At 68.2% G+C, this 22,031-nt stretch carries 18 protein-coding genes and 1 tRNA gene; 13 read left to right on the top strand and 6 right to left on the bottom strand.

From position 1 onward, the window contains the following. Window positions 1–123 precede the first annotated feature (123 nt). The 8 genes from topA to BMX93_RS05955 all read left to right on the top strand — a co-directional run bounded on the left by topA (window position 124) and on the right by BMX93_RS05955 (window position 10,313). Window positions 124–2,949 (top strand): type I DNA topoisomerase, encoded by a 2,826-nt coding sequence (gene topA, locus BMX93_RS05990; protein ID WP_091969013.1) that lies wholly within the window; start codon window positions 124–126, stop codon window positions 2,947–2,949. A gap of 47 nt (window positions 2,950–2,996) precedes the next feature. Further along, complete coding sequence (locus tag BMX93_RS05985) at window positions 2,997–4,370, top strand: hypothetical protein (RefSeq protein ID WP_091969011.1); 1,374 nt, start codon at window positions 2,997–2,999, stop codon at window positions 4,368–4,370. Continuing rightward, window positions 4,367–5,074, top strand: coding sequence for a dTMP kinase (gene tmk, locus BMX93_RS05980; protein ID WP_091969009.1), 708 nt, complete (start codon window positions 4,367–4,369; stop codon window positions 5,072–5,074). The genes BMX93_RS05985 and tmk overlap by 4 nt, the downstream gene beginning before the upstream one ends. Window positions 5,075–5,100: 26 nt before the next feature. Further along, the gene (locus tag BMX93_RS05975; RefSeq protein ID WP_091969007.1) at window positions 5,101–6,369 is read left to right on the top strand and encodes a DNA polymerase III subunit delta'; all 1,269 of its coding nucleotides are present in this window, start codon (window positions 5,101–5,103) and stop codon (window positions 6,367–6,369) included. Between the two features lie 623 nt (window positions 6,370–6,992). Further along, on the top strand, window positions 6,993–7,781 hold the full coding sequence (locus BMX93_RS12890) for a DoxX family protein (protein WP_091969005.1): 789 nt from the start codon (window positions 6,993–6,995) through the stop codon (window positions 7,779–7,781). Window positions 7,782–7,860: 79 nt separating this feature from the next. Next, a tRNA-Thr gene (locus BMX93_RS05965) sits at window positions 7,861–7,936 on the top strand. Between the two features lie 71 nt (window positions 7,937–8,007). Then, a complete protein-coding gene (locus BMX93_RS05960) occupies window positions 8,008–8,853 on the top strand; it encodes a hypothetical protein (RefSeq protein ID WP_091969003.1) in 846 nt (281 codons plus the stop codon). Window positions 8,854–8,960: 107 nt separating this feature from the next. Further along, the gene (locus tag BMX93_RS05955; protein ID WP_091969001.1) at window positions 8,961–10,313 is read left to right on the top strand and encodes a flavin monoamine oxidase family protein; all 1,353 of its coding nucleotides are present in this window, start codon (window positions 8,961–8,963) and stop codon (window positions 10,311–10,313) included. 106 nt (window positions 10,314–10,419) lie between these two features. On the opposite strand, the gene BMX93_RS05950 is transcribed toward BMX93_RS05955, so the two are convergent. The 6 genes from BMX93_RS05950 to BMX93_RS05925 form a co-directional block, all read right to left on the bottom strand. Continuing rightward, a complete protein-coding gene (locus BMX93_RS05950; protein ID WP_091968999.1) occupies window positions 10,420–10,761 on the bottom strand; it encodes a P-II family nitrogen regulator in 342 nt (113 codons plus the stop codon). Between the two features lie 3 nt (window positions 10,762–10,764). Beyond that, window positions 10,765–12,132: an ammonium transporter gene (locus BMX93_RS05945; protein WP_218139239.1), complete on the bottom strand. Its 1,368-nt coding sequence runs from the start codon at window positions 12,130–12,132 to the stop codon at window positions 10,765–10,767. 123 nt (window positions 12,133–12,255) lie between these two features. Continuing rightward, entirely contained in the window at window positions 12,256–13,287 is a 1,032-nt protein-coding gene (locus BMX93_RS05940; protein WP_091968997.1) for a hypothetical protein, read from the bottom strand. Next, window positions 13,284–13,856, bottom strand: coding sequence for a SixA phosphatase family protein (locus BMX93_RS05935; RefSeq protein ID WP_091968995.1), 573 nt, complete (start codon window positions 13,854–13,856; stop codon window positions 13,284–13,286). Before BMX93_RS05935 ends, BMX93_RS05940 begins: the two co-directional genes overlap by 4 nt. Beyond that, window positions 13,853–14,965 carry a TRM11 family SAM-dependent methyltransferase gene (locus BMX93_RS05930; protein WP_143052828.1) on the bottom strand — a complete coding sequence of 371 codons (1,113 nt, stop codon included), beginning with the start codon at window positions 14,963–14,965 and terminating at the stop codon, window positions 13,853–13,855. Before BMX93_RS05930 ends, BMX93_RS05935 begins: the two co-directional genes overlap by 4 nt. A 65-nt stretch (window positions 14,966–15,030) precedes the next feature. Continuing rightward, window positions 15,031–15,588, bottom strand: a complete 558-nt coding sequence (locus BMX93_RS05925; RefSeq protein WP_425438763.1) for an inorganic diphosphatase — start codon at window positions 15,586–15,588, stop codon at window positions 15,031–15,033. Between the two features lie 91 nt (window positions 15,589–15,679). On the opposite strand from BMX93_RS05925, the gene dacB reads away from it, so the two are divergent. From dacB to ftsH, 5 genes are all read left to right on the top strand, one after another. Further along, a complete protein-coding gene (gene dacB / locus BMX93_RS05920; RefSeq protein WP_091968993.1) occupies window positions 15,680–17,065 on the top strand; it encodes a D-alanyl-D-alanine carboxypeptidase/D-alanyl-D-alanine endopeptidase in 1,386 nt (461 codons plus the stop codon). Window positions 17,066–17,087: 22 nt separating this feature from the next. Further along, window positions 17,088–18,149: a zinc-dependent metalloprotease gene (locus BMX93_RS05915; RefSeq protein ID WP_177170091.1), complete on the top strand. Its 1,062-nt coding sequence runs from the start codon at window positions 17,088–17,090 to the stop codon at window positions 18,147–18,149. Continuing rightward, on the top strand, window positions 18,149–19,180 hold the full coding sequence (gene tilS, locus BMX93_RS05910) for a tRNA lysidine(34) synthetase TilS (RefSeq protein ID WP_091968990.1): 1,032 nt from the start codon (window positions 18,149–18,151) through the stop codon (window positions 19,178–19,180). Before BMX93_RS05915 ends, tilS begins: the two co-directional genes overlap by 1 nt. 43 nt (window positions 19,181–19,223) lie before the next feature. Beyond that, window positions 19,224–19,775 carry a hypoxanthine phosphoribosyltransferase gene (hpt, locus tag BMX93_RS05905; RefSeq protein WP_091968988.1) on the top strand — a complete coding sequence of 184 codons (552 nt, stop codon included), beginning with the start codon at window positions 19,224–19,226 and terminating at the stop codon, window positions 19,773–19,775. Between the two features lie 150 nt (window positions 19,776–19,925). Beyond that, entirely contained in the window at window positions 19,926–21,956 is a 2,031-nt protein-coding gene (ftsH, locus tag BMX93_RS05900; protein ID WP_091968986.1) for an ATP-dependent zinc metalloprotease FtsH, read from the top strand. Window positions 21,957–22,031 lie beyond the last annotated feature (75 nt).

Raw genomic sequence — 22,031 nt, 5'->3', positions numbered from 1 at the left:
GGCACGGGGCGCTAGCATCTGGGCGACCGGGCGAGGCAGACCCGATACCCGGATCGGCCGACGGCCAGACCGCAGCAGCTCTACCATCCACAATGCGCAGCTCCAACCCATCGAAGGACAACCGTGGTACACACTCCGCGCCGACTCGTCATCGTCGAGTCACCGACGAAGGCGACGAAGATCGCCGGCTATCTCGGCGCCGGATACACCGTGGAGTCGAGCCGCGGTCACGTACGTGACCTGCCGACCAGCGCCTCGGAGATCCCGGCGAAGTACAAGGGTCAGGGCTGGGCTCGGACAGGGATCGATGTCGATGCTGATTTCTCCCCGATCTACGTCGTGAGTGCCGACAAGAAGGCCACCATCCGGCAGCTGAAGGCGGATCTCAAGGACGCCGACGAGCTCTTCCTCGCCACTGACGGCGACCGCGAGGGCGAGGCCATCGCCTGGCATCTGCTCCAGGAACTCAAGCCGAAGATTCCGGTCAAGCGGATGGTCTTCCACGAGATCACCCCCCAGGCGATCCGTGAGGCCGTCGAGCATCCGCGCGCCTTGGATGAGGACCTCGTGAAGGCCCAGGAGACCCGGCGCATCCTCGACCGGCTCTATGGCTATGAAGTGAGCCCTGTGCTGTGGAAGAAGGTCATGCCCCGGCTCTCGGCCGGTCGTGTCCAGTCCGTTGCCACTCGCCTCGTGGTCGACCGCGAACGTGAGCGAATGGCCTTCCGGGCAGCCGACTACTGGGACATCGAGGCCATCCTGGACGCCGGCGAGAAGGCCGATCCGCGCCAGTTCGGAGCCCGGCTGGTCAGCCTCGACGGCCAGCGCATCGCCCAGGGCGCCAGTTTCGATGCCAAGGGCGAGACCAAGCAGGACGTCATCGTCCTCGGCGAGGCGGCCGCCAGAGCTTTGGCTGCCGCGCTGGAATCCGCCGCCTTCGTCGTCAACACCGTGGACTCCAAGCCCTACAGCCGCCGCCCGGCGGCGCCCTTCCGGACCACCACCTTGCAGCAGGAGGCCGGTCGCAAGCTCGGGTTCACCACGGATCGCACGATGAGGGTGGCTCAGGAGCTCTACGAGGACGGCTTCATCACCTATATGCGGACCGACTCCGTGACGCTGTCCGATCAGGCCATCGCTGCAGCGCGAGACGCCGTGGGCCGGCTCTACGGAGCTGACTACCTGCCCGCCGAGCCGCGCATCTACACGAGCAAGGTGAAGAACGCCCAGGAGGCCCACGAAGCCATCCGCCCCGCAGGTGAGCATTTCCGCACCCCAGCGCAGACCGGCCTGGCACACGAGAAGTTCCGGCTCTACGAGCTGATCTGGCAGCGCACCGTGGCCTCCCAGATGGCCGACGCCCGCGGCGAGCAGGCCAGCATCCGCATCGAGGCCACCACGGCCCGCCGAGTCGCCCTCGACGGTCTCACCGCAGAGCCGGTGCGCACCGCGCAATTCAGCGCATCGGGGCGTACCATCACCTTCCCGGGCTTCCTGCGAGCCTACGTGGAATCCACCGACGAGCCGGGGGAGAGTTCCACCCGTCTGCCGCGGCTGGCACCCGAGCAGGCCTTGCAGGTCGCCGCGCTCAACCCCGACGGGCATCGCACCAAGCCCCCGGCCCGTTTCACCGAGCCCAGCCTGGTGGCCAAGCTCGAAGAGCTTGACATCGGCCGGCCGTCCACCTACGCCTCGATCATCCGCACCATCACCAGCCGCGACTACGTCTTCAAGAAGGGCACTGCGCTGGTGCCGACCTGGCTGGCCTTCGCGGTCACCCGGCTGCTCGAGACGCACTTCACATCGCTGGTGAACTACGACTTCACCGCCGAGCTGGAGGAGCGGCTCGATCAGATCGCCCGCGGCGGCGCCGACCGGCTGCAGGTGCTGCAGTCCTTCTACTTCGGGCAGCCGGACGCCGATGGGCACGAGGGCCTGCACGAGCTCGTCAATTCGCTGGGTGATATCGACGCCAAGGCGTTGTCCACCTTCCCGCTGGGGGATCTCGACTCGGGCATCTGCGTGCGAGTAGGGCGCTATGGCACCTATGTCGAGGACGAGCAGGAGCATCGGGCGAACGTCCCCGAGGACCTTCCCCCCGACGAGCTGACCGTCGACGTCGCCCGCGAGCTGCTGGCGCACTCCGGGACGGACGAACGCGAACTGGGTCTGGATCCCGACAGCCATCTGGCCATCGCGGTACGTGCCGGGCGCTATGGCCCCTATGTCACCGAGGTCTTCCCCGAGGACGAGCCGCCGACGAAGAAGCACAAGCCGCGCACTGCGAGCCTATTGCGGACAATGGACCCCGCCACGGTGAGCCTGGACGATGCCCTCAAGCTCTTGGCGCTGCCGCGGGTGGTCGGAGGTGAGGGTGAGGATCAGATCACTGCCCAGAACGGGCGCTACGGCCCCTATCTGAAGAAAGGCAATGACACCCGTTCGCTGGGTGCGGAGGCCGAGATCTTCACCGTCAGCTACGAGCAGGCCCAGGAGCTGTTCGCCCAGCCCAAGAAGCGCGGACGCCAGGCCGCTGCACCCTTGCGCGAGCTCGGCGAGGACCCGTCCACTGGCAAGCCTGTCGTGGTGAAGGACGGCCGGTTCGGCCCCTATGTCACCGATGGCGAGACGAACGCCACCCTGCGCAAGACCGACTCCGTCGAGCAGATGACCATGGAGAGGGCCGCCGAACTGCTCGCCGAGAAGCGTGCCAAGGGACCAGCACCTGCCCGGCGGAGCGCGCGGCGCACCCCCGCCACGGCGAAGAAGTCCGGCGCCGCTACGACCGCTGCCACCAAGGGCACTGCAAAGAAGAGCACCACAAAGAAGGGCACCGCGAAGACGAGCGTTGCTACGAAGAGCACCACGAAGAAGAGCACTGCTACGAAGGTGGCTACGAAGCGCACCGCCGCCGGTGCCGCCTCGACAGCCGCGAGCGGGAGCGACTAGGCCTCCGCACGGCGTCCACCTCTGGCACTGACACTCGAGGAGCAGACATGGCAAAGCAGCCGGTGACCGGGTACTTCGCGATGCCGTGGCATGTCGAGATGCCCATAGCCCCGGCTGGCAGCCCGTCTTTCGGACAGCTCGTCTGCAAGGACGAGGGGGTGCCCCGGCAGCTGAGCGTCGAACTTCTCGACACCCCTGACGAGCGGCTACGACGCTGCGGCGTGAGATTCGCCTGTACCACCGCGGATGCGAGGGTCGGATGGTTCGTGTGGGCGGCCGGCTGGCAGCCGTGGATCCCTGCTGAGAGGTCTGCCAGCCTCAGCTCGGATGCCGAGATGCCCGACGAAGTGGCGGAGATGGTGCGCCCGTTCGTGCGAGGGGCCGCGCTGTCGCCGAGGACCCGGATCGTCAGGCTCCGCAGCCGCTATGTACTTCAAGACCTCGACGGACAGTGCCTGGCGCGAATCCTCGATGACCGGATCACGCTGAGGCGAGAGGGAGAGAGCGCCAGCCGGGTGCGGGAGATGACGCTGGACACCACTGGTCTGGGGCCGGCACGCCGGCAGGGCCTGGTCGCTGGGCTCGAGGCCGCTGGCGCCACGCCGATCGCTGCGCTGTCCGAGCTGTTCTCCTGCCTCGAGAAGGCCGCACCGCTGCCCGCCGCGCCGAAGGACGCACCCGAGGAGGCAACGCTCGCGCAGTTCGTCGAGGCCCTGTTCGCCAGTCACCTGCACGCATTGCTGGTGGCTGCACTCACCGTGCGCAGCGGAGTCGTCGCCACCACCACCCCGCTCGTGGAAGCGCTCACGAGTCTTCGGGCCGCGCTGCTCGGACTGCGCGGCGTACTCGTGGAGGACTGGCGCGCCGCGCAGCTGGCGGTGAGCAAGACCCTGCTCGGCCTGGGCGTTGGCGAGGTGGACTTTCGCGGTGACTTCCAGAGGCTGGCCGACGCGCTCGACCAGGCATCTCTGCATGCTCCAGTCGAGATGGACCCTGCCACGAGGGCCTCGGCGCTGCTGGGCCAGCGGGTACGGCAGTCGGTGGAGCGACTCGATGCGTCCGCCGCCCGGGCGCTGTCCGAGCAAGGAGGTGCACAGGACTGGATCGTTGCGCTGGACAGCGCCCGTATCGCCTTGTCGCGCGCCGAGCTGGCTCATGCCTTCCTTCCGCACGGCGCGCGAACGCTGCGGGCCCTGGCAAAGATCGTCGCTCTGCTGGCCTGTGCGGCGCCGGGCAGCCCCGAGCCCTCACCTGCCCGGCTTGCTCAGCTCAGCCCACAGGAGGCCTTCGGATTGGGGCAGGCGGTGGAACGAAGCTTCGGCGCGGGGCAGGCTGGGCGCGAGCGGTTCCGTGAGCAGTGGGCCCACCGGCGGTCCCAGCTCGCCAGGAGCCTGACGAGAGAGGACACCAGGCACCGATGACTTCCACGACTGGGCATCCCGGCTGGTTCGTCGTCTTCGAGGGCGGTGACGGCGTGGGGAAGTCGACCCACGTACAGCTTGCCGCCCAGGCCCTGTCCAAGGCCGGCGTCGACCATCTGGTCACCCGAGAGCCAGGCGGAAGCCGGCTTGGCGAACGCATCCGCGAGCTGCTCCTCGACCCGGCCACCGGCTTCGTCGCGCCACGCGCCGAAGCCCTGATGTACGCGGCGGACAAGGCCCAACATCTCCACGACGTGGTGCTTCCGGCACTGCGGCGCGGCGCTGTGGTGATCTGCGACCGCTATCTCGACTCGATGATTGCCTACCAGGGAGCCGGAAGGGTGCTTGATGTCGACGATATCCGCGGGCTGGGACAGTGGGCAACGGAAGGCCTGCGCCCGGATCTCACGGTATTGCTCGACGTGGACCCACGTGAGGCGCTCGCCGACAAGCAGGCCAAGGATCGGCTCGAAGCCGAGGACAGCGCATTCCATGCCCGCGTCAGGCAGGGCTTCCTCGATCTGGCTGCCGAAGATCCGCAGTCCTATCTCGTGCTGGCGGGGCGAAGGCCCAAGGAGGAGACCGCCGCGGACATCCGTGCCGCCCTGGGACGCCTGGGCGTGCCCGGCCTGGGCTGCGGCCCGGCCGATGTGTCACACCAAGCTGGCAGTATTGCTCCCGGAGCCGGTGGCTCCGAGAGTTGACATTTCCCGTCCGGAGGGAGCCGGCGATGACAGCGCAGACGAGCGGCCTTGCTCCGGTGCAGGGGGCCGGTCCCGGTGAGCCGCTGGCCGGTGTGTGGCGCGAGCTGGTCGGCCAGCAGCCGGCTGTCGCCACACTGCGGCGCGCCGTCGCGGGCGATGCGCACTCGATGACCCACGCCTGGCTCGTCACCGGGCCGCCGGGGTCGGGGCGCAGCAACGCCGCCAAGGCCTTCGCGGCGGCCCTGCAGTGTGCCCGAGGCGGCTGCGGCAGCTGCACGGATTGCCGGACCAGCTTGTCGGGTGCCCACCCCGATGTCACCCTCGTGCGCACCGAGATGCTGTCCATCGGAGTCGACGAGGTCAGGGATCTGGTGCGCAAGGCCGCCATGAGCCCCACACTCGGACGCTGGCAGGTGATCGTCGTCGAGGATGCGGACCGCATCACCGACAGAGGCGCCGACGCGCTGCTCAAGAGCATCGAGGAGCCGCCGGTGCGCACGGTGTGGATTCTGTGCGCTCCTGCGCCCGACGATGTGGTGGTGACAATCCGCTCCCGTTGTCGTCAGCTGGGCCTGCGCACTCCTCGCGACGAGGACGTGGTGAGCCTGCTCGTGGAGCGCGATCACATCGATCCGGCGATGGCCCAGTACGCCGCACGAGCGGCCCAGGGGCACATCGGGCGAGCCAGGGTGCTGGCGCGCAGCGAGGCGGCCCGCAACGACCGGCATCGGGTTCTGCAGGTGCCGAGCAGGCTGTCGAGCCTGGGTTCCTGTCTCCAGCTTGCTGCCGAGCTCGTGGACCAGGCCGAGCAGGAGGCTGCCCGGATCAGCGGCGAACTCGACGCGAAGGAGCGCACCGCGCTCGAGGACGCGCTCGGCATGCGGACCAAGGGGGCACGGCCCCGCAACGCAGGGGCTGCCCTCAAGGACATGGAGGACCAGCAGAAAGCCCGTGGCAAGCGATTACGCCGCGACGCCGTCGACCGCTGCCTCACCGAGCTGACTACCTGGTATCGGGACGTGCTTGCCGTGCAATGCCATGGCGTCGACCCCACCGACCTGCACTCGGCCACCGGATGGCGCGAGCTGGGGCTCGATGGTCGGCGCGTGCGAGTGGTCGGACTGATCAATGCCGACATGCGCGAGGAGGTCGCTCGGGCGGCCCGGTCGTCCACACCGGAGCAGACGGTCCGCTGCCTGGACGCGATCCTCGAATGCCGCGCCGCTCTCGAATCGAATGTGCCCCCGCTGCTCGCAATGGAGTCATTGCTCATCCAGCTGGCGGGGCTGGGGTGATGAACTGGGGCCCGACTCCGGCATAGGATCAGCCCGATCGGTGTGTCAGTGCTGTTGGCGGCGCGCTCGAACAGGAAAGATGGCGGTTGTGGAGCCATGGCCACTCGATGGCCGCACTTCGAAAGGACATGCCTGTGAGTACGACTGACAGAACCGAGAGCTTGTACGACTCCCCGAGCAGCCCTGTGGACGCCGATGAGGCATCATCCCAGCAATCGATACCTCAGCAGTCGATTCCAGAAGCGGTCAGGGACTCGGCACATCCCGTGCAGGCGCCTTCCATCGTCCAGGCTCCCGTCGATCAGGCTCCGTCCGGGCCTGCGACCGCTGCGCAGCGTAGCCCTGACGTGCCGATGCCCGCATCACAACCCAGCGCGCCACAGGCCTCGCCCCGTGACTTCGCACCAGGGGAACCGGCGCCGACCCCGCCGACACAACCCTCTGCCTTCTCGACACCCGAGCGTCATGGCGGCCCCTCGCACGGCCAGCCGAGCGATGCCGGCGGCCCCCTTGGATGGCCCGGCGCTCACCAGCTGGGGCACGGATCCTATGACCGCCCCGATGCGCCGCACATTTCCGGTACTCCGCGCCGTGCAGCGCACAGTGTGAGCTTCAATGAGCCGGTGGGCCCGCAGGCTCAGGTCCGAGATGAGGACGCCGCGGAGCCAGCCCAGGGCCAGGTGACGGCTGCCAGCGCCGTCCAGGAGGGCGAGCGGGTACAGGCGACTGCGAGGTCCGAGCAGACCCGGCCCCTTCCGGGGCCCGAGCAGACCCGGCCCCTTCCGGGGCCTGCGGAGCAGGAGGTCGCCCGCCCCGAGGCGCAACAGCGCGAGGCGGGCCAGCGCGAGGCCGAACAGCGCGAGGCCGAACAACGGGCTCGCGAGAGAGCCGAACGTGATCGGCGGCTGGGGACCGTGCATCCCGAGGAGCAGCAAGCGGATGTCGTGGCCCCTACGATCCCCAAGCCCACCACCGACCGGTTCGCCGGTTCGGTCGGCTTGTTCGTGCTGCGGCTGGTCACTGCGGCTCTGGTCGGCGTATACGGGTTCCAGGCACTCACGCAGCGTCAGCCCGTGATCGACACGGTCGCCCGGATCGGTGTCCCGCAGGCCAATCTGGTCTCCTGGGGCTTCGCGGGCCTGTTGCTGCTCGTGGCACTCATGGTCTTGTTCGGCTTCGGCACACGGGTGGCCGGCTTCGTGATGGCCGCACTCGCTGTTGTCTCGCTCGTCTTCGTCAAGTGGGGTGCCTTCAACCCCTTCCGTGCCGGGCAGGCGGGTTTCTCCGGCGACATCGACCTGCTCCTGGTGGGTATCGGCTGGGCCCTGCTGTTCGTCGGCGCCGGCGGATGGTCTCTTGATGCCGGGATGCGCCGCTCGCGGGCCAAGAGCAAGCTCGACAACGGGCTGTGAGACCCCGGCTCGGTGGTTCTGGGCACAATTCGCCGCGCAGCAGGGTGACCGGTATAGTGAACCCGCTGCCCAACGGCATGCCGTCTTAGCTCAGTCGGTAGAGCGACGCTCTCGTAAAGCGTAGGTCTCGGGTTCGATTCCCGAAGACGGCTCCATTGTCCTGCCGGTCAGGAGTCGCTCACCCGCGTCAGTCGCTGGCCCGGTGCCCATCGGGCGAAGGAGAAGCATGGTCACTCAGGAATCAGGACCCGTCCAGATTGCGCATCTCGACCCGGTGACGGGCTGCGGTCCGAGGTTGACCACTGCCGCAGGCCAGCTCACCGTTGGGATGGACGGCCTAGACGATCTCGTGTTCTCGATCGGCGATGCGCGCGAGCAGATCGGCCTCCTCACGGAGTATCGCACTCAGGTGACCACCCCAGATGGCGTGGACACGGAGTACCGCGGCATTCTCCTGCGCTGCCTCGACGGCCGCGCTCACGTCTGGCTCACCAACGTGCCCGCCGATGTCGTCGTATACCGCCACGAGGATGTCGTGCAGTTCTGCGAGCAGGCGGGACTCAGGCACGACGAGATGCGGTTCGACTACGCAGCGCTGCTGCGGATCAGCGCCAAGGCCCGGCGCGTGGGGCACGGCACCGGCCAGGTTTCCCGCTACGCCGAGAGCCTGGGACGAGCCGGTAGCGCATTCATCGTGCTCGGTACGTTGCTGGCCTTCTCCGCTCTGGCGCTGGGATTGATTCCGCATCCCACCAACGCGCCCGGACCGATCGCCGCCGTGGCTGTCGGCTTCATTGTCGTGGTCTTCGGCTTCAGCTGGCTGGGACTCAGGCTTGCCGCCCGCCCAGTAGCCCGCCGTCGCGCCACGCTCTGGGTCGGTGCGGCCGTCGTGGCGCTCATTGTCACGATCGCCTGCGGGTTCGCCGGCGTGCATCTCGCCGCTCTCAATGTGCTCGCCACCTGCCTGATACCTGCGGGCGTGTTCCTGTGGCTGATCGGTATACCGCTGCTCCCGTGGTCCCTCGACGCGATCGCCCCCACCGATCCGCAGAGCCCTACCGGCCGGTCCTGAACCGAGCCGGGCCCTCCCAGGAGTAGTCCTCCCCGGCACCGGGCGCGCTCGTACCGCAAGTAAGGTGTGGACCGTGATCCAGATGGTTCGAGGTCCTAGGGGGCACTGTGCTTGATTGCGTGATCGTCGGTGCGGGATTCGCCGGTCTCAGCGTGGCGACCGAACTCGCACGGCGGGGCGAGCAGCTCGTGGTCCTCGAGGCCCGTGACAGGGTCGGCGGGCGTGTGGCCAGTGTCACTCTCAGTCAGGGCGAAGTCGTCGATATGGGGGGCCAGTGGATCTCGCCCAGCCATGACCGGATGCTCGAGCTCGTGGCGGCTGCGGGCCTCACCACGGTCCCGGCCAATCCTGGCAAGCTCACCGTTGTACGTCATGGTCAGATCCGGGCCGTTGAGGGCTCGGCCATGAGCGCACAGTACGGTTCCCCGTTCTCCATCGCCGATCTCGGGCAGGGCCTCATGCGCCTGCGTCGGCTCTCGGATCGGGCTGCCAGTGACCTGGCCTGGTCCCAGGCGAATGCCACGTGGCTCGACCAGACCATCGACCAGTGGATCGACTCGAATCTGCGCACCCCCTCCGGGCGCCGGGACATCCGTGCCGCCATGAAAGCCGTCTTCGAGAGCTCTCTCGACAAGACCACGCTGCGCCAGGCACTGGTCAAAGTGCGCGAGGGCATCGACATGGAGAATCTCATCGCCGCCAATGGCGACATCGGCCAGGTGCGTGTGCCCGGTGGCCTGTGGCAGGTGTGCCATGGGATTGCCGAGGGGCTGGGGGATCGCGTGCGCTACAACCAGGTGGTCTCCGCGGTGCACCAGCGCGGTGAGACGGTCACCGTCATCACCGCGGACGGTCAGCGTCATGAGGCGCGGAGCGCCGTGATCGCCCTGCCGCCATGGCTGGCGCAGGGCATCGAATACTCCCCCTCGCTGGAATCGTGGCGTGGCGAGACGGTGAAAAAGACCTCACCGGGCAATGTCATCAAGTGCTGCCTGGTCTACCAGCGGCCGTGGTGGCGTGACGAGGGCCTGTCCGGCCAGATGAGTGCGGACGAGGGTCCCGTCCGCGTCACCTTCGACGTGACCGATGATCCCTCGGGTCGCGGCATCCTCACCGGCTTCTTCGAAGGCGGCGAGGCCTCCATGCTCACAAAGTTCTCCAAGAGCATGCGCGAACGGGTCTTCAAGGACGCGATGGTCTCGGTCTTCGGTGAGCAGGCCGCCCGGCCGGTCGAATACGTCGACTGCGATTGGGGTGCCGAGCCCTTCACGAAGGGCAGCCATGGGGCGCACTTCGCGCCGGGCGTGTGGAGTGTCACCGGTCAGAAGCTCGCCGCGCCCTTCGGGCGCGTGGAGTTCGCCGGTGCCGAATATGCCTCGAAGTTCAACGGCTACGTCGAGGGTGCGGTGCGTCGTGGTGCCGAGGTCGCCGCATCGGTCGCACGTACGCTGCACGGCTGAGCAGTGCATCTGGCGCCACTGGCCCTGCTCGGGTACCCCGACCGGGACGTGAACTGGGCCCCGTCCGAGTACCCGGACGGGGCCCAGCCTCCAAATCACCGGTGGATTACAGGGCGGCCTCTCCCCGCTCACCGGTCCTGATCCGCACGACGTCCTCCACCGGGGAGGACCAGACCTTGCCGTCACCCTCGGCTCCGGTCCGAGCGGCCTCGACGATGGCGTCGATGATGGCGTCGACCTCGGCATCGGCGGCCAGGATTTCGATGCGTACCTTGGCGATGAACTCGATCGTGTACTCCGCGCCACGGTACATCTCAGTATGTCCGCGCTGGCGGCCGTGACCGCTCACCTCGGAGATCGTCAGGCCTCGTACCCCACCGAGATGTGCAAGGCGGATCTCGACATTGTCGAGCGCATTGGGCTGCAGGATTGCTGTGATGAGCTTCATGGCTCAGGCCTCCTTGCTGGCGCGTGCGCCGTCGGATCCGGTACCAACGCTGTCCTGGGGAAGCAGGATCGTGCGATTCACATGGGGGGTTGAGAAGGTGATCGGGCTCAGGTCGTAGCCGACTTCGGCGTGCTGATCGACGTCGAGACCGTTGTACTCCACGGCCTCGCTCACGCGCAGGCCGATGGTGGCCTTGAGGAGATGAGCCAGGATGAAGCTCACCAGGAACGACCATGCACCGACCGCAAGCGCTCCGACCAGCTGGCGTCCGAACTGCTCGAGCCCGCCGCCATAGAACAGGCCGTTGACACCATTGGTGAAATCGGCCTTGCAGAACAGGCCGACTGCCAGGGTGCCGATCACGCCGCCGACCAGGTGGACGCCGACGACGTCGAGGGAGTCGTCATAGCCGAGCTTGAACTTCAGCCCAATGGCGTAGGCGCAGCCGACGCCGGCCAGGATACCGATGGCGGTTGCTCCCAGCGGTGAGACGAAGGCGCAGGCCGGAGTGATGGCCACCAGGCCGGCCACGATGCCCGATGCTGCGCCGAGGCTGGTGGGGCGCCCGTCGCGCAACCGTTCAGTGACGCACCAGGCGACCATGGCGGCGCAGGTGGCCACCATCGTGTTCACCCAGGCCAGTGTGGCCGTGTAGTTGGCGCCGAGGGCCGAGCCGGCGTTGAACCCGAACCAGCCGAACCACAGGCCGGTGGCACCGAGCATCACGAGGGTGAGATTGTGGGGGCGCATCGTGCGCGTACCGAATCCGATGCGCGGCCCGAGGACGATCGCCAGCGCCAGGGCCCCGGCGCCGGCATTGATGTGGATGGCGGTGCCTCCCGCGAAGTCGAAGGCCTTGAGGGAGTTGGCGATCCAGCCGCCCTTCTCCGAGGCATAGCCATCGAAGGCGAAGACCCAGTGCGCGGCGGGGAAGTAGCACAGGATGCTCCAGCCCACCACGAACAGCGACCACGAGCCGAACTTCAGCCGGTCGGCCGGGGCGCCGGAGATGAGGGCCACTGCGATGATCGCGAAAGCCGCCTGGAAGCCTACGAATGCCAATCCCGGAATCTGGTGCCCCTCGGCTCCGAAGGCAACGTCGGCACCCAGATTGCGCAGACCGGCGAACTGGGTGACGTCGCCGATGATGCCGTGCCAGGAGTTCCCGAAGGCTTCCGAGAAGCCGAACAGAATCCACAGGACGCCGACGATCCCCATTGAGATGATCGACATCATGATCATGTTGAGGACATTCCTTGCCCTCACCATGCCGCCATAGAAGAACGCGAGGGCTGGTGTCATGAGGAGAACCAGCGCCGCGCTGATCATGACCCAGGCCGTGTCGCCTGTGTTGATTTCCAGTGCCATCATGGGAATAGCCTGCTGGGCCTGTGTTTCGGAGATGTTCGGTCCGCGTTAAGGATGTGTTACGGCGCGGTGATCACGCGCCGGACCGCCCGGCTGGGGTGGCGCCTCGAGGCGTCGGCGGGGCACTCAGCAGTGTCCGCCGTCCACGCCGCTGGCACCGAAGAAGGCCCGGGAGGCCACCGCATCTGCGGCTGCCCGCGCGTCGGCGAGATCATTCTTCTTGCCGATGACGGCGAGCGCTGCCCCCACCCGGTAGGCCCGGTCGTTCGGCACGATGGCCACCTGGCGAAGTACCGGACGGTCCGCCTCATCGGTGCCCTCCGAGGTCTTGATGAAGCTGCCGATCGTGCGACCGAAGCCGTAGGAGTGCTCGTCGTCGACGAACTGCATGCGCGAGCGGATCATGGCATCCTGGCTCGAGCACCACAGCTGGCTGGCGAAACGGGCCTGTGCACTCACCGACCAGTCGGTCTGCGCGAAGGCGGGCACGCCCTGTCGGCTGCTCGAGGTGCTCACCGTGGTGGCCCGGTCGCCGAAGCTGCGCAACACCTCGTCGGTCTTGGCGGCGGCCGCGTTGGCGTCGCCGAGGAAGCTGTTGAGGGCGTCGTCGGATGACAACGATGACTTGCTGATGCTCTTCGTGAGCATATAGGTGAAGTTGGGCGGCGGGGTGGACAGCCGATTCGCCGCCACCGCGATGGGCAGGTCGATGGTGCCCCAGGCCGGTGCGCTGGAGATCGAGCCAGCCGTCCACGTGGCGGTCAGCTGGGAGCCGACCGGGGACACCCCCGTGACGGCGATGCCGATCTGCACGTCGTAGCGGGCCTCGATGCGGGCAACCTGCGCCTGGAAGGTCTCCAGCCCAGGTCCCGATGCGGTCGGCTCGGGGGTGGCGGGGTGCTGCGGCGTCGGGCTGGGGCTCGCGGTGGTGGTCACCTCGGGGGCGGGTGCCCGCCCAGTTGAGCGGGTGGCGGCATAGCTGACGATGCTGCCCAGTACCACACCCATCACCATGAGAATCATCCACAGCGGGGCGTCCCAGATACGGCGCGCCATGGCACGCCATCTGGCATAGCCGCGTGAGGCGAGCAGCTGTTCCCAGCGCCGGTTGAGCCGGCCCCAGCGCTCGCCGCGGGGGCGGCGGATCCGGTTCTTCACTGCGCCCCTCGCGCCGAATCCAGGCGGGGCGTGCGTGGCCCCCCCAGCGGCGAGAGCGGGCTGTCACGGGGGGAGCGGGGATCGGTATAGCTGTAGGCGTCGAAATCGCCGATCTGGCTCCACGAACCGTCCAGCGAGAAGGCGGCAAGCGTTGCGGTGGGGAAGGGGGCCTGCGCCAAATCCGCCTCGAGACCAGAATGTGCCCAGGTGAATTCCGTGGCGAGCGCGGGGATTCCGGGTGCGTGGGCGATGACGAGCAGCACGTCGACGTCGTCGCTGATCTGTGCGATCCGCTGGCGCAAGGTGGTGGTCCCGCTGTTGTAGAGGGCATCGAGCACCTGCGCCGGAACCGGTGATCCGTCGGGCCTGCGCAGGCCCATGGCATCGAAGGTCTCCTGGGCCCGTGTCGCTGCCGACACCAGCGCGAGATCCACGTGGGCGTCGGCCAGCAGCACCCCGGCCGCTCGCGCTTCCTCGCGGCCACGCCGGGTCAGGGGGCGGTGCGCATCGCCACCAATCGCGGAACTCTTTGCCTGCGCATGGCGCATCAGGTACAGGGTGCGGCTCATGGCACGAGATTAGCCGGGCCAGCTGTCAGGGTGGGCGGGCTCACTGCTCCAGGAGCCTGGGCCAGCGGGCGTACCGCCACCACGATGTCGCGGCGGATTGACGCGTCCACGCGATGGGCGAAGTCGAGCCAGGGCCCGTCGTCGCGCACCTCCAGTCCGCAGGAGCTGCAGATCCTCGCCAACTCCGCGCGGTCCAGGCCATAGGTGTTCCAGCTGATCCCCAACGCCCCGCCGGGGCGCAATTGACCTGCCCACACGGGCACCGCGCGGGCGAGCAGGTCTGCGCTGGAGCGCTCGCGAGGCCCGGCGCCCCGCTCGCGGGAACGGGGCAGCGAGCTCGCCCGCGTCGAGCCGTGCACCACACCGTAGGGGGCATCGGTGACGATCGCGTCGAAGCGCCTCTTGCCGAACAGGCGCGCGCTGTCGGCGGTGTCCCCGCTGAACACGGTGAGGTCCAGCTCGGGGGCGCCGGGCACGCCGAGATGCCCGGCGGTGGTTTCGGCGGGCCTGACATGGGCGTCGAAGCGCTCGCCCAGGGTGCGTCCATCACGGCGCACCGGGGAGACCTCGGCGGAGTGCTTGAGACGCTTGCGGCGCAGATAGGCCTTGAGAAAGGCGCTGAACTGCTCCACGGCTCGCTCGTCGATCTCCACGCCGTAGGCATTCATGCCGAAGGTCCACGCCGCCAGCAAGGTGGTGCCCCGCCCCGCGAGCGGATCGAGGACCGACAGCTGCTCACGTCCGGTGCGCACCTGAGAGCTCGTCACGTGGAGCAGGAGCCGGGTGAACATTTCGTTGGTCCGGCCCTGATACTTCGGGATGGTCAGCAGGTCGGAGTCCATCACCTGCGGCTTCGGCAGTTCCACCGGACGGAGCACATCCCCGATCCGCTCGAAGGCGGCGAACGCGGCCGACTGGTGCGCCAGCAGCCCGGCGTCGACGCCGGGTCCCTCGACGTGCAGATAGTCCACTCCTGCGATGGTGAGCGCCTTCACGGTGACCAGTGGGGACGGCGCGGTCACCGCCAGCTCGGCGCAGGCCAACCGCGGGCTGGTGCCCTGGTAGACGCGATTCGCGGCGGGGGACAGCAGAAGCAGCAAGGCGGGCACCGGCCCATCCTGCCATTGCGAGTCCCCTTCCGGGTGGTGCCTCGCGCCAGCGGCCCGGCCTCAGCTCACTGCAGGTCGACCTTGAGGTGCTCGTAGGGCGTGCCCTTCGCTCGCTGATAGGAGGCTCGGATCTCCGCCTCGGCCTCCGTGCGCCCGACCCAGGAGGCGCCCTCGACGCTCTTGCCCGGCTCCAAATCCTTGTAGACAGTGAAGAAGTGCTCGATCTCGAGCATGACCATCTGCGGAACATCGTCGATGTTGTCCATATAGTCGCGCCGGGTGTCTGCCGTGGGGATGCACAGCACCTTGTCGTCGCCGCCCATCTCGTCGCGCATCTGGAACATCGCGATGGCCCGGCAGCGGATGAGGCAACCCGGGAAAGTGGGCTCTGCCACGATCACCATGGCATCCAGCGGGTCACCGTCCTCGCCGAGTGTCCCCTCGATGAAGCCGTAGTCGTAGGGGTACTGGGTGGAGGTGAACAGCGTCCGGTCGAGCCGGATGCGCCCGGTGTTGTGATCCATCTCGTACTTGTTCTTCGTGCCCCTGGGGATCTCGACCGTCATGTCGAAGGTCAGGCCGAATTGCGGCAGCCCAGTGGCGATGCGGAAATCATCGGTCACGTCGTTGCGTCCTTATGATTGGAAGCCGGGGATTGCTTGCCCCGGTGGCATGGGAAGATGGCGCTGACAATACCCGCTTGGGGAGGACGGCGTGAATTCTTCGAAGAGGCCGCGCTGGTTGCACTGGGTCATCCTTGTGATCGCCGTGGTGGTGGCAGGCGTGATCACGGCAGTTGGCTGGCGTCCGCTGGCCACCTCCTCAGGGTTGATCGTGCCGCCGGCGGCATCGACCGTGCCCGCTTCGCTGTTCAGTCGCAGCCCTTCAGCAGGCCCCGATGGCTCCGGTGCCATCTCCCCGGCTCCGGTTCCGGCCGGGTTCAGGCCTGCTTCCGCACAGAAGGTGAGCGCCGCCGTGGCTGCGGTGGGGGTGCCGCCCGAGGTCTCGCTCGTCGTGCGTGATCTCGGCTCTGGTGCCGTGCTGAGCGCCGATCGCGGTGATGACCCGGTCATCCCTGCGTCGTCGATGAAGCTCATGACCACCATCTCGCTCATCGACAAGGTGGGTCCCGACACCTCCTATCCCACCAAGGTGGTCTCGGCCCCCGACGGCGGAATCATCTTGGTCGGGGGCGGTGATCCGATGCTGGGAAGCACCGATGCCGCGTTCAAGTACGGCAGCGTGTTGCCGCCCACCCTCAAGCAGCTTGCCGACCAGACCGCCTCCGCCCTCAAGGCCGCCGGGCGCACCCAGGTGAGCCTCGGCTACGACGACTCGCTGTTCACCGGCCCGAGCCGTCACCCCGGATGGGTGCCGGACGACATGCAGTACGTCAACGACATCTCCGCGCTCATGGTCGACGAGGGGGCCGGCTCCACGACACCCTCGGCTTCAGCGGCCCAGGCCTTCGCCGACCAGCTCGGGGCGGACGGCATCGCCGTCACCGGGACCCCGAGCGCCCGCACGGCCGGCAACTCCGACACCCAGCTCGCGGCCGTCTCGTCGCTGCCCTTGTGGCAGCTGGTTCAGCAGTGTCTTCGACGCAGCGACAACACCATCGCCGAAGTGCTGTTTCGTCACCTGGCCATCGCCTACGGGCAGCCGGCCAGCTTCGAGGGCGGTGCGAGCGCATTGCACCAGGCGATGGTTTCGCTGGGGCTGTGGAGGGCCGGCGTCGTGCTCAACGACGGCTCGGGCCTTGACGAGGCCGACAGGCTCACGACCTCCGCTCTGTCGCAGGCGATCGTTCTGGCCGCAAGCCGCGACGATCTGCGCAATGTGCTCGCCGCGCTGCCGGTAGCCGCCGTGAACGGGACGCTCCAGACTCGCTTCCTCGACGCCGCCTCATTTGCCGGGGCTGGGAGGGTGCGCGCCAAGACGGGCTCGCTGGACGTGTCGGGGGCGCTCGTGGGCTATACCCCCACCGCCGACGGGGCGATGGTGGCCTTTGCGATCGTCGAACACATCACGGACAGCGATGTTCGGCCCTATCTCGACAGGCTGGCGGCGGCCCTGTCCGCCTGTCCGTGCTCTGGCTGAGCGGCGGATAGGATCGGTCTCCATGGGTTCTGCGATGCCGTGGGTCGACTGGCAGGCCGCCGTCGCCACGGCATGCCGCGTCATGCCGGCGGGCCCAGCAGCCAGCCAGGGCGAGCGGCTCGACTGCGTTGCGGATCTTCGCCAGGCAGCGGCGCATGCACCGGAGCTGGTCGCCGAAGCCGCCCGGCTGCCCAATCGCGGCGAGCAGGTTCGGGAGCTGGTGGTGGATCGCCGCGGCATCGTCGCAGCCAATGTGTCCACTGCCCAGGAGCTCTTGCGCCGGCTCGGCCTGGATGCCCGCCCGCCGGTCAGCGCCCCAGCCAGGACGGCCGGGGCGCTTCGGGGACAAGCGATCGGTGTCGTGCTCGGTGCCGTGGCCCCGCGATTGCTCGGCCAGTTCGATGCCTTCGGCCCCAGCCAGCGGCTGCTGCTGGTCGCGCCGAACATCATGGCCGTGGAACGCCAGATCGGGGCGGTGCCCAAGGACTTCCGCGCCTGGGTGGCCCTGCACGAGCAGACCCATCGTGTCCAGTTCGCCAGCGCGCCGTGGCTGCTCGACTGGTTCGTCCAGCAGCTCGCCCGCGCGATCGACGACGAGCCCCAGACAGATCTGTGGACGGGACTCGAGGCCAGGCTGACGAACTGGCGCCGAGCTCGGGCCCGGGGGATGACGTGGAGCGCACAGCTGAACAATGCGGCCTCGAGCCCGGCAACGGTCGAGGTACTGGACTCGATCGGCGCAGCGATGTCGCTGCTGGAAGGTCATGCCGATGTCATGATGGATCGCGCCGCCCTCCCGGTCGTGCCCACGCTCGCCTCGATCCGCAGCGGCTTTGATCGGCGTCGCGCCCGCAAGGGGCCTTCGAGCTGGCTCGGGCGTCTCATCGGGATGGACAGCAAGCTCGCCCAATATCGCGACGGGGCGAAGTTCTGCCGGGCTGTCATCGCATCGGGACCCGGCGAGGATCAGGGCATCGAGCTGCTCAACCGGGTCTTCGAGGCGCCGACGATGCTGCCGAGTTTCGACGAGCTGATCAATCCGGCGGATTGGATCGCCCGCGTGGGTGCCACCCGGGCGCCGTGATGTCCACGCACGCCCTCAGCCCAGCCTGCCTGGCCATCGTCCAGGCGCTGCGCCCCGTCGTACGCGAAGCCACCCAACGAGGTCTGCGCGTGCGGGTCGGCTGCTCAGGGGGACCCGACTCGCTTGCGCTGGCGGCCGGGCTGGCTCACTGGTGCCGTCACGAGAGTGCTCTGCTGGCCGGCGCCGTGGTCGTGGACCACCAGCTGCAGTTCGGCTCCGGTGAGGTCGCCAGCCGGACTGTCGCGGTGCTGGAATCCCTGGGTCTGGCCGCACGACAGGTGCAGGTGAGAGCCGATCCGGACTGTCCCGGCGGCCCCGAGGCCGCAGCCCGCGATGCCCGCTACGAGGCGCTGCGGGCCCAGGGCCCCGATGGCCGGCGCCCCGCCATCCTGCTGCTGGGTCACACCCTCGACGACCAGGCCGAGACCGTGCTGCTCGGCCTTGCCAGAGGCTCGGGGACTCGCTCGCTGGCAGGCATGGCCGCCAGCTGCGGCCAGGCCCCGCGGCTGGTTCGGCCCTTGCTCGGGCTGCGTCGCTCCCAGACCTGGCGAGCCTGCGCCGACTGGGGCCTGGATCCCTGGCAGGACCCGCAGAATGGCGACGGACGCTTCACGCGCGCACGGATCCGGGCGCGCGTGATGGACTTCCTCAGCGCCGAGCTGGGCCACGACGTCGCTCCCGCGCTGGCCCGCACCGCACAGCTGGCTCGCGCCGACGCCGATCTGCTCGACGAGATGGCCGCCGCGGAGCTGACGAAGGTGAGCCTGCCGGCTCAGGGTCCATCGGGTCTGCCCCGGCTCGACTGCGCCCTGCTCGAGGCGCGTCCTGCAGCGCTGCGGGGCCGGATCGTGCGGGCCTGGCTCGCCGGGCTCGGTGAACCTGCCCCGGATCAGGAGCGCACCGCTGCCGTGCTGCGTCTCGTGCTTGACTGGCACGGCCAGAAGGGCATCGATCTGCCCGGTGGGGCCCTGGTACGCCGTGCCGGGGACAGCCTGGAGCTCGATCCCGGCAGCCGAAGCCCCCGGCGCTGACCGGCCGGAGTTGGATTGGGCCGGTGCAATAGGCTTGGCGCTCGTGGACGCCGCTGACATCACCGCAGACCTGGAGCACGTGCTCATTCCCGCCGACAAGGTGGCCGAACGCATCGAGGAACTCGCTGCGCAGATCGATGCCGATCACGCCGGGGAGGAACTCCTCCTGGTAGGGGTGCTCAATGGCGCGATGATGGTGATGTCTGACCTCGCCAGGGCAATGAAGTCCCAGCTCACCGTCGACTGGATGGCCATCTCCTCCTATGGCTCGGGCACCCAGAGCTCGGGTGTCGTGCGCATCCTCAAGGACCTCACGACCGACATCCACGGGCGCGATGTGCTCATCGTCGAGGACATCATCGACACCGGGCTCACGCTGTCCTATCTGGTCCAGAACCTCACCAGCCGGGGTCCGCACAGTCTTCAGGTGGCCACCATGTTCCGCAAGCCCGAGGCGTTCTCATGCCCCGTCGACGTGAAATATGTCGGCTTCGACCTGCCGGACGAGTTCGTGGTCGGCTACGGGCTGGACTACGCGGGCCGCTACCGCAATCTGCGCGATGTGGCGACGCTGGCCCCCCACGTCTACAGCTGAGCGGGCCGACGGGGCGCTGGTAGTCTCGACGAGCAGCGCTGGCCGGTGCGCAGGCGCCGGACCGGCGTCATTGCGCGGATGCCTGCGTGGCATTCGCGTGACATTCGAGGGTGGCGCCGTCCGGGTGCCGGGAGTGGGTGACCAGGCCACATGCCGAGTCGGCAGAAGATCATGCGGGGGCCACTCGTGTGGGTCGCCTTGGCGCTGGTTGCGCTGCTGGTGGCAGTCAACCTTGTCGGCGTGAACGATTCCTATACCGAGATCCCCACGAGCCAGGCCGTGAGCCTCATCGACGGCACCGAGCCGATGACCGAGGTCATCCTCACTGCAGGCGATCAGACGGTGCGGATCCGGATGAATGACTCCGCCCGCACCCGCTACAAGTCGACCTATCTCGAGGCTCAGACCGGCGCCCTCGCCGATCGGCTCGACAAGAGAGTCGCCGAGGGCTCGCTCACCACCTGGAAGGCAGTGACGCCGACGCCGAGCATCTGGAGCTCGGTCGCCTACATTGCCGTCCCCGTCCTGCTCATGGCGCTCGTGCTGTGGTGGATCATGCGTTCGATGCAAGGCGGCGGCCGGGGGGTGATGGGCTTCGGGAAGTCGAAGGCCAGGATCGCGAACAAGGACACCCCCAGCACCCTCTTCTCCGATGTCGCTGGATGTGAGGAGGCCATCGAGGAACTGCGCGAGATCCGCGATTTTCTCTCCGATCCGGCCCGGTTCGAGCGTGTCGGCGCGAAGATCCCCAAGGGCGTTCTGCTCTACGGACCTCCCGGAACGGGAAAGACACTGCTTGCCCGCGCGGTGGCCGGAGAGGCAGGCGTCCCCTTCTTCTCAATGTCGGGTTCGGATTTCGTGGAGATGTTCGTCGGAGTCGGTGCTTCGCGGGTGCGCGATCTGTTCGAGCAGGCAAAGCAGGAGGCTCCGGCGATCGTCTTCATTGACGAGATCGACGCCGTCGGACGTCATCGTGGTGCCGGGACCGGGGGCGGGCACGACGAACGCGAGCAGACCCTCAACCAGCTGCTCGTCGAGATGGACGGCTTTGCGCCGAACGAGCAGGTCATCCTCATTGCCGCCACCAATCGCCCCGACGTGCTCGACCCTGCGTTGCTGCGTCCCGGGCGCTTCGACCGCCAGATACCCGTGGAGGCCCCGGACATGGCCGGGCGGCTGATGATCCTGCGCGTCCATGCCAAGGGCAAGCCAATGGCCGACGACGTCGACCTTGCCCAGATTGCCCAGCGAACTCCGGGGATGACCGGCGCCGACCTGGCCAATGTGCTCAACGAGGCGGCACTGCTCACCGCCCGGCTCGGTCTTGCGACCATCGGGCGAGCCCAGCTCGCCGAGGCGATTGACCGGGTGCTGGCCGGGCCGCAGAAGCACTCGAGGATCATGGATGAGCACGAGGTGCTCGTCACCGCCTACCACGAGGGCGGGCACGCCCTGGTGGCGGCCGCCATGCCGGGGAACGATCCGGTGCAGAAGATCACCATTCTGCCGCGCGGCAGGGCGCTCGGCTACACCATGGTCATGCCCGATTCCGACAAGTACTCGAACACCCGCAGCCAGCTGCTCGACCAGATGGCCTATATGATGGGCGGCCGGGCGGCTGAGGAGCTGGTCTTCCACGATCCGACTACCGGCGCGTCGAACGACATCGAGAAGGCCACCAAGGTGGCCCGAGCGATGATCACCCAGTACGGGATGAGCGAGCGGGTGGGCAGCGTGCAGCTCGGCTCGGGCGATTCCGAGCCCTTCTTGGGGATGGGTTACCAGCAGGGCCGCGACTATTCCGAGCGCAGCGCCGCAATTGTCGACGAAGAGATCGCCAAGCTCGTCGAGAACGCCCACCAGGAGGCCTTCGACACCCTGGTCGCCAACCGCGCGGTGCTCGACGAGCTGGTGCGACAGCTGGTGGAGCACGAGACCCTCGACCGGGCGGCGGTGGCGCGGATCTTCGCCGGTCTGACGATGCATCCGCCGCGCGGCTCCTGGACAGGTTCGCCCTCGCGTGTGCCCTCGGTGACCGGACCGATCTCGGTTCCAGCGCTGCACGCCCGGGCAAGCGCGAAGTCCTCGCCCCTTGCCCCGCCCGAGCAGCAGGGTCCCTGGCAGCCCCCGAGTTCCTGGAGCCCGCCGGCCGCTCCACCTCAGCCTTCGGCGGACAGCTGATGTGGGCCCAGGCCCCAGGACTGTCACTAGGATTGGCGTCGCGTGTCGTTTCCAGGAGGCCAAGGTGTCAGGTGT

It is taken from the genome of Propionibacterium cyclohexanicum (assembly GCF_900111365.1).
In the GTDB taxonomy this organism is placed as follows: Bacteria; Actinomycetota; Actinomycetes; order Propionibacteriales; family Propionibacteriaceae; genus Propionibacterium; species Propionibacterium cyclohexanicum.
This window is presented reverse-complemented; position numbering and strand designations above follow the sequence as displayed.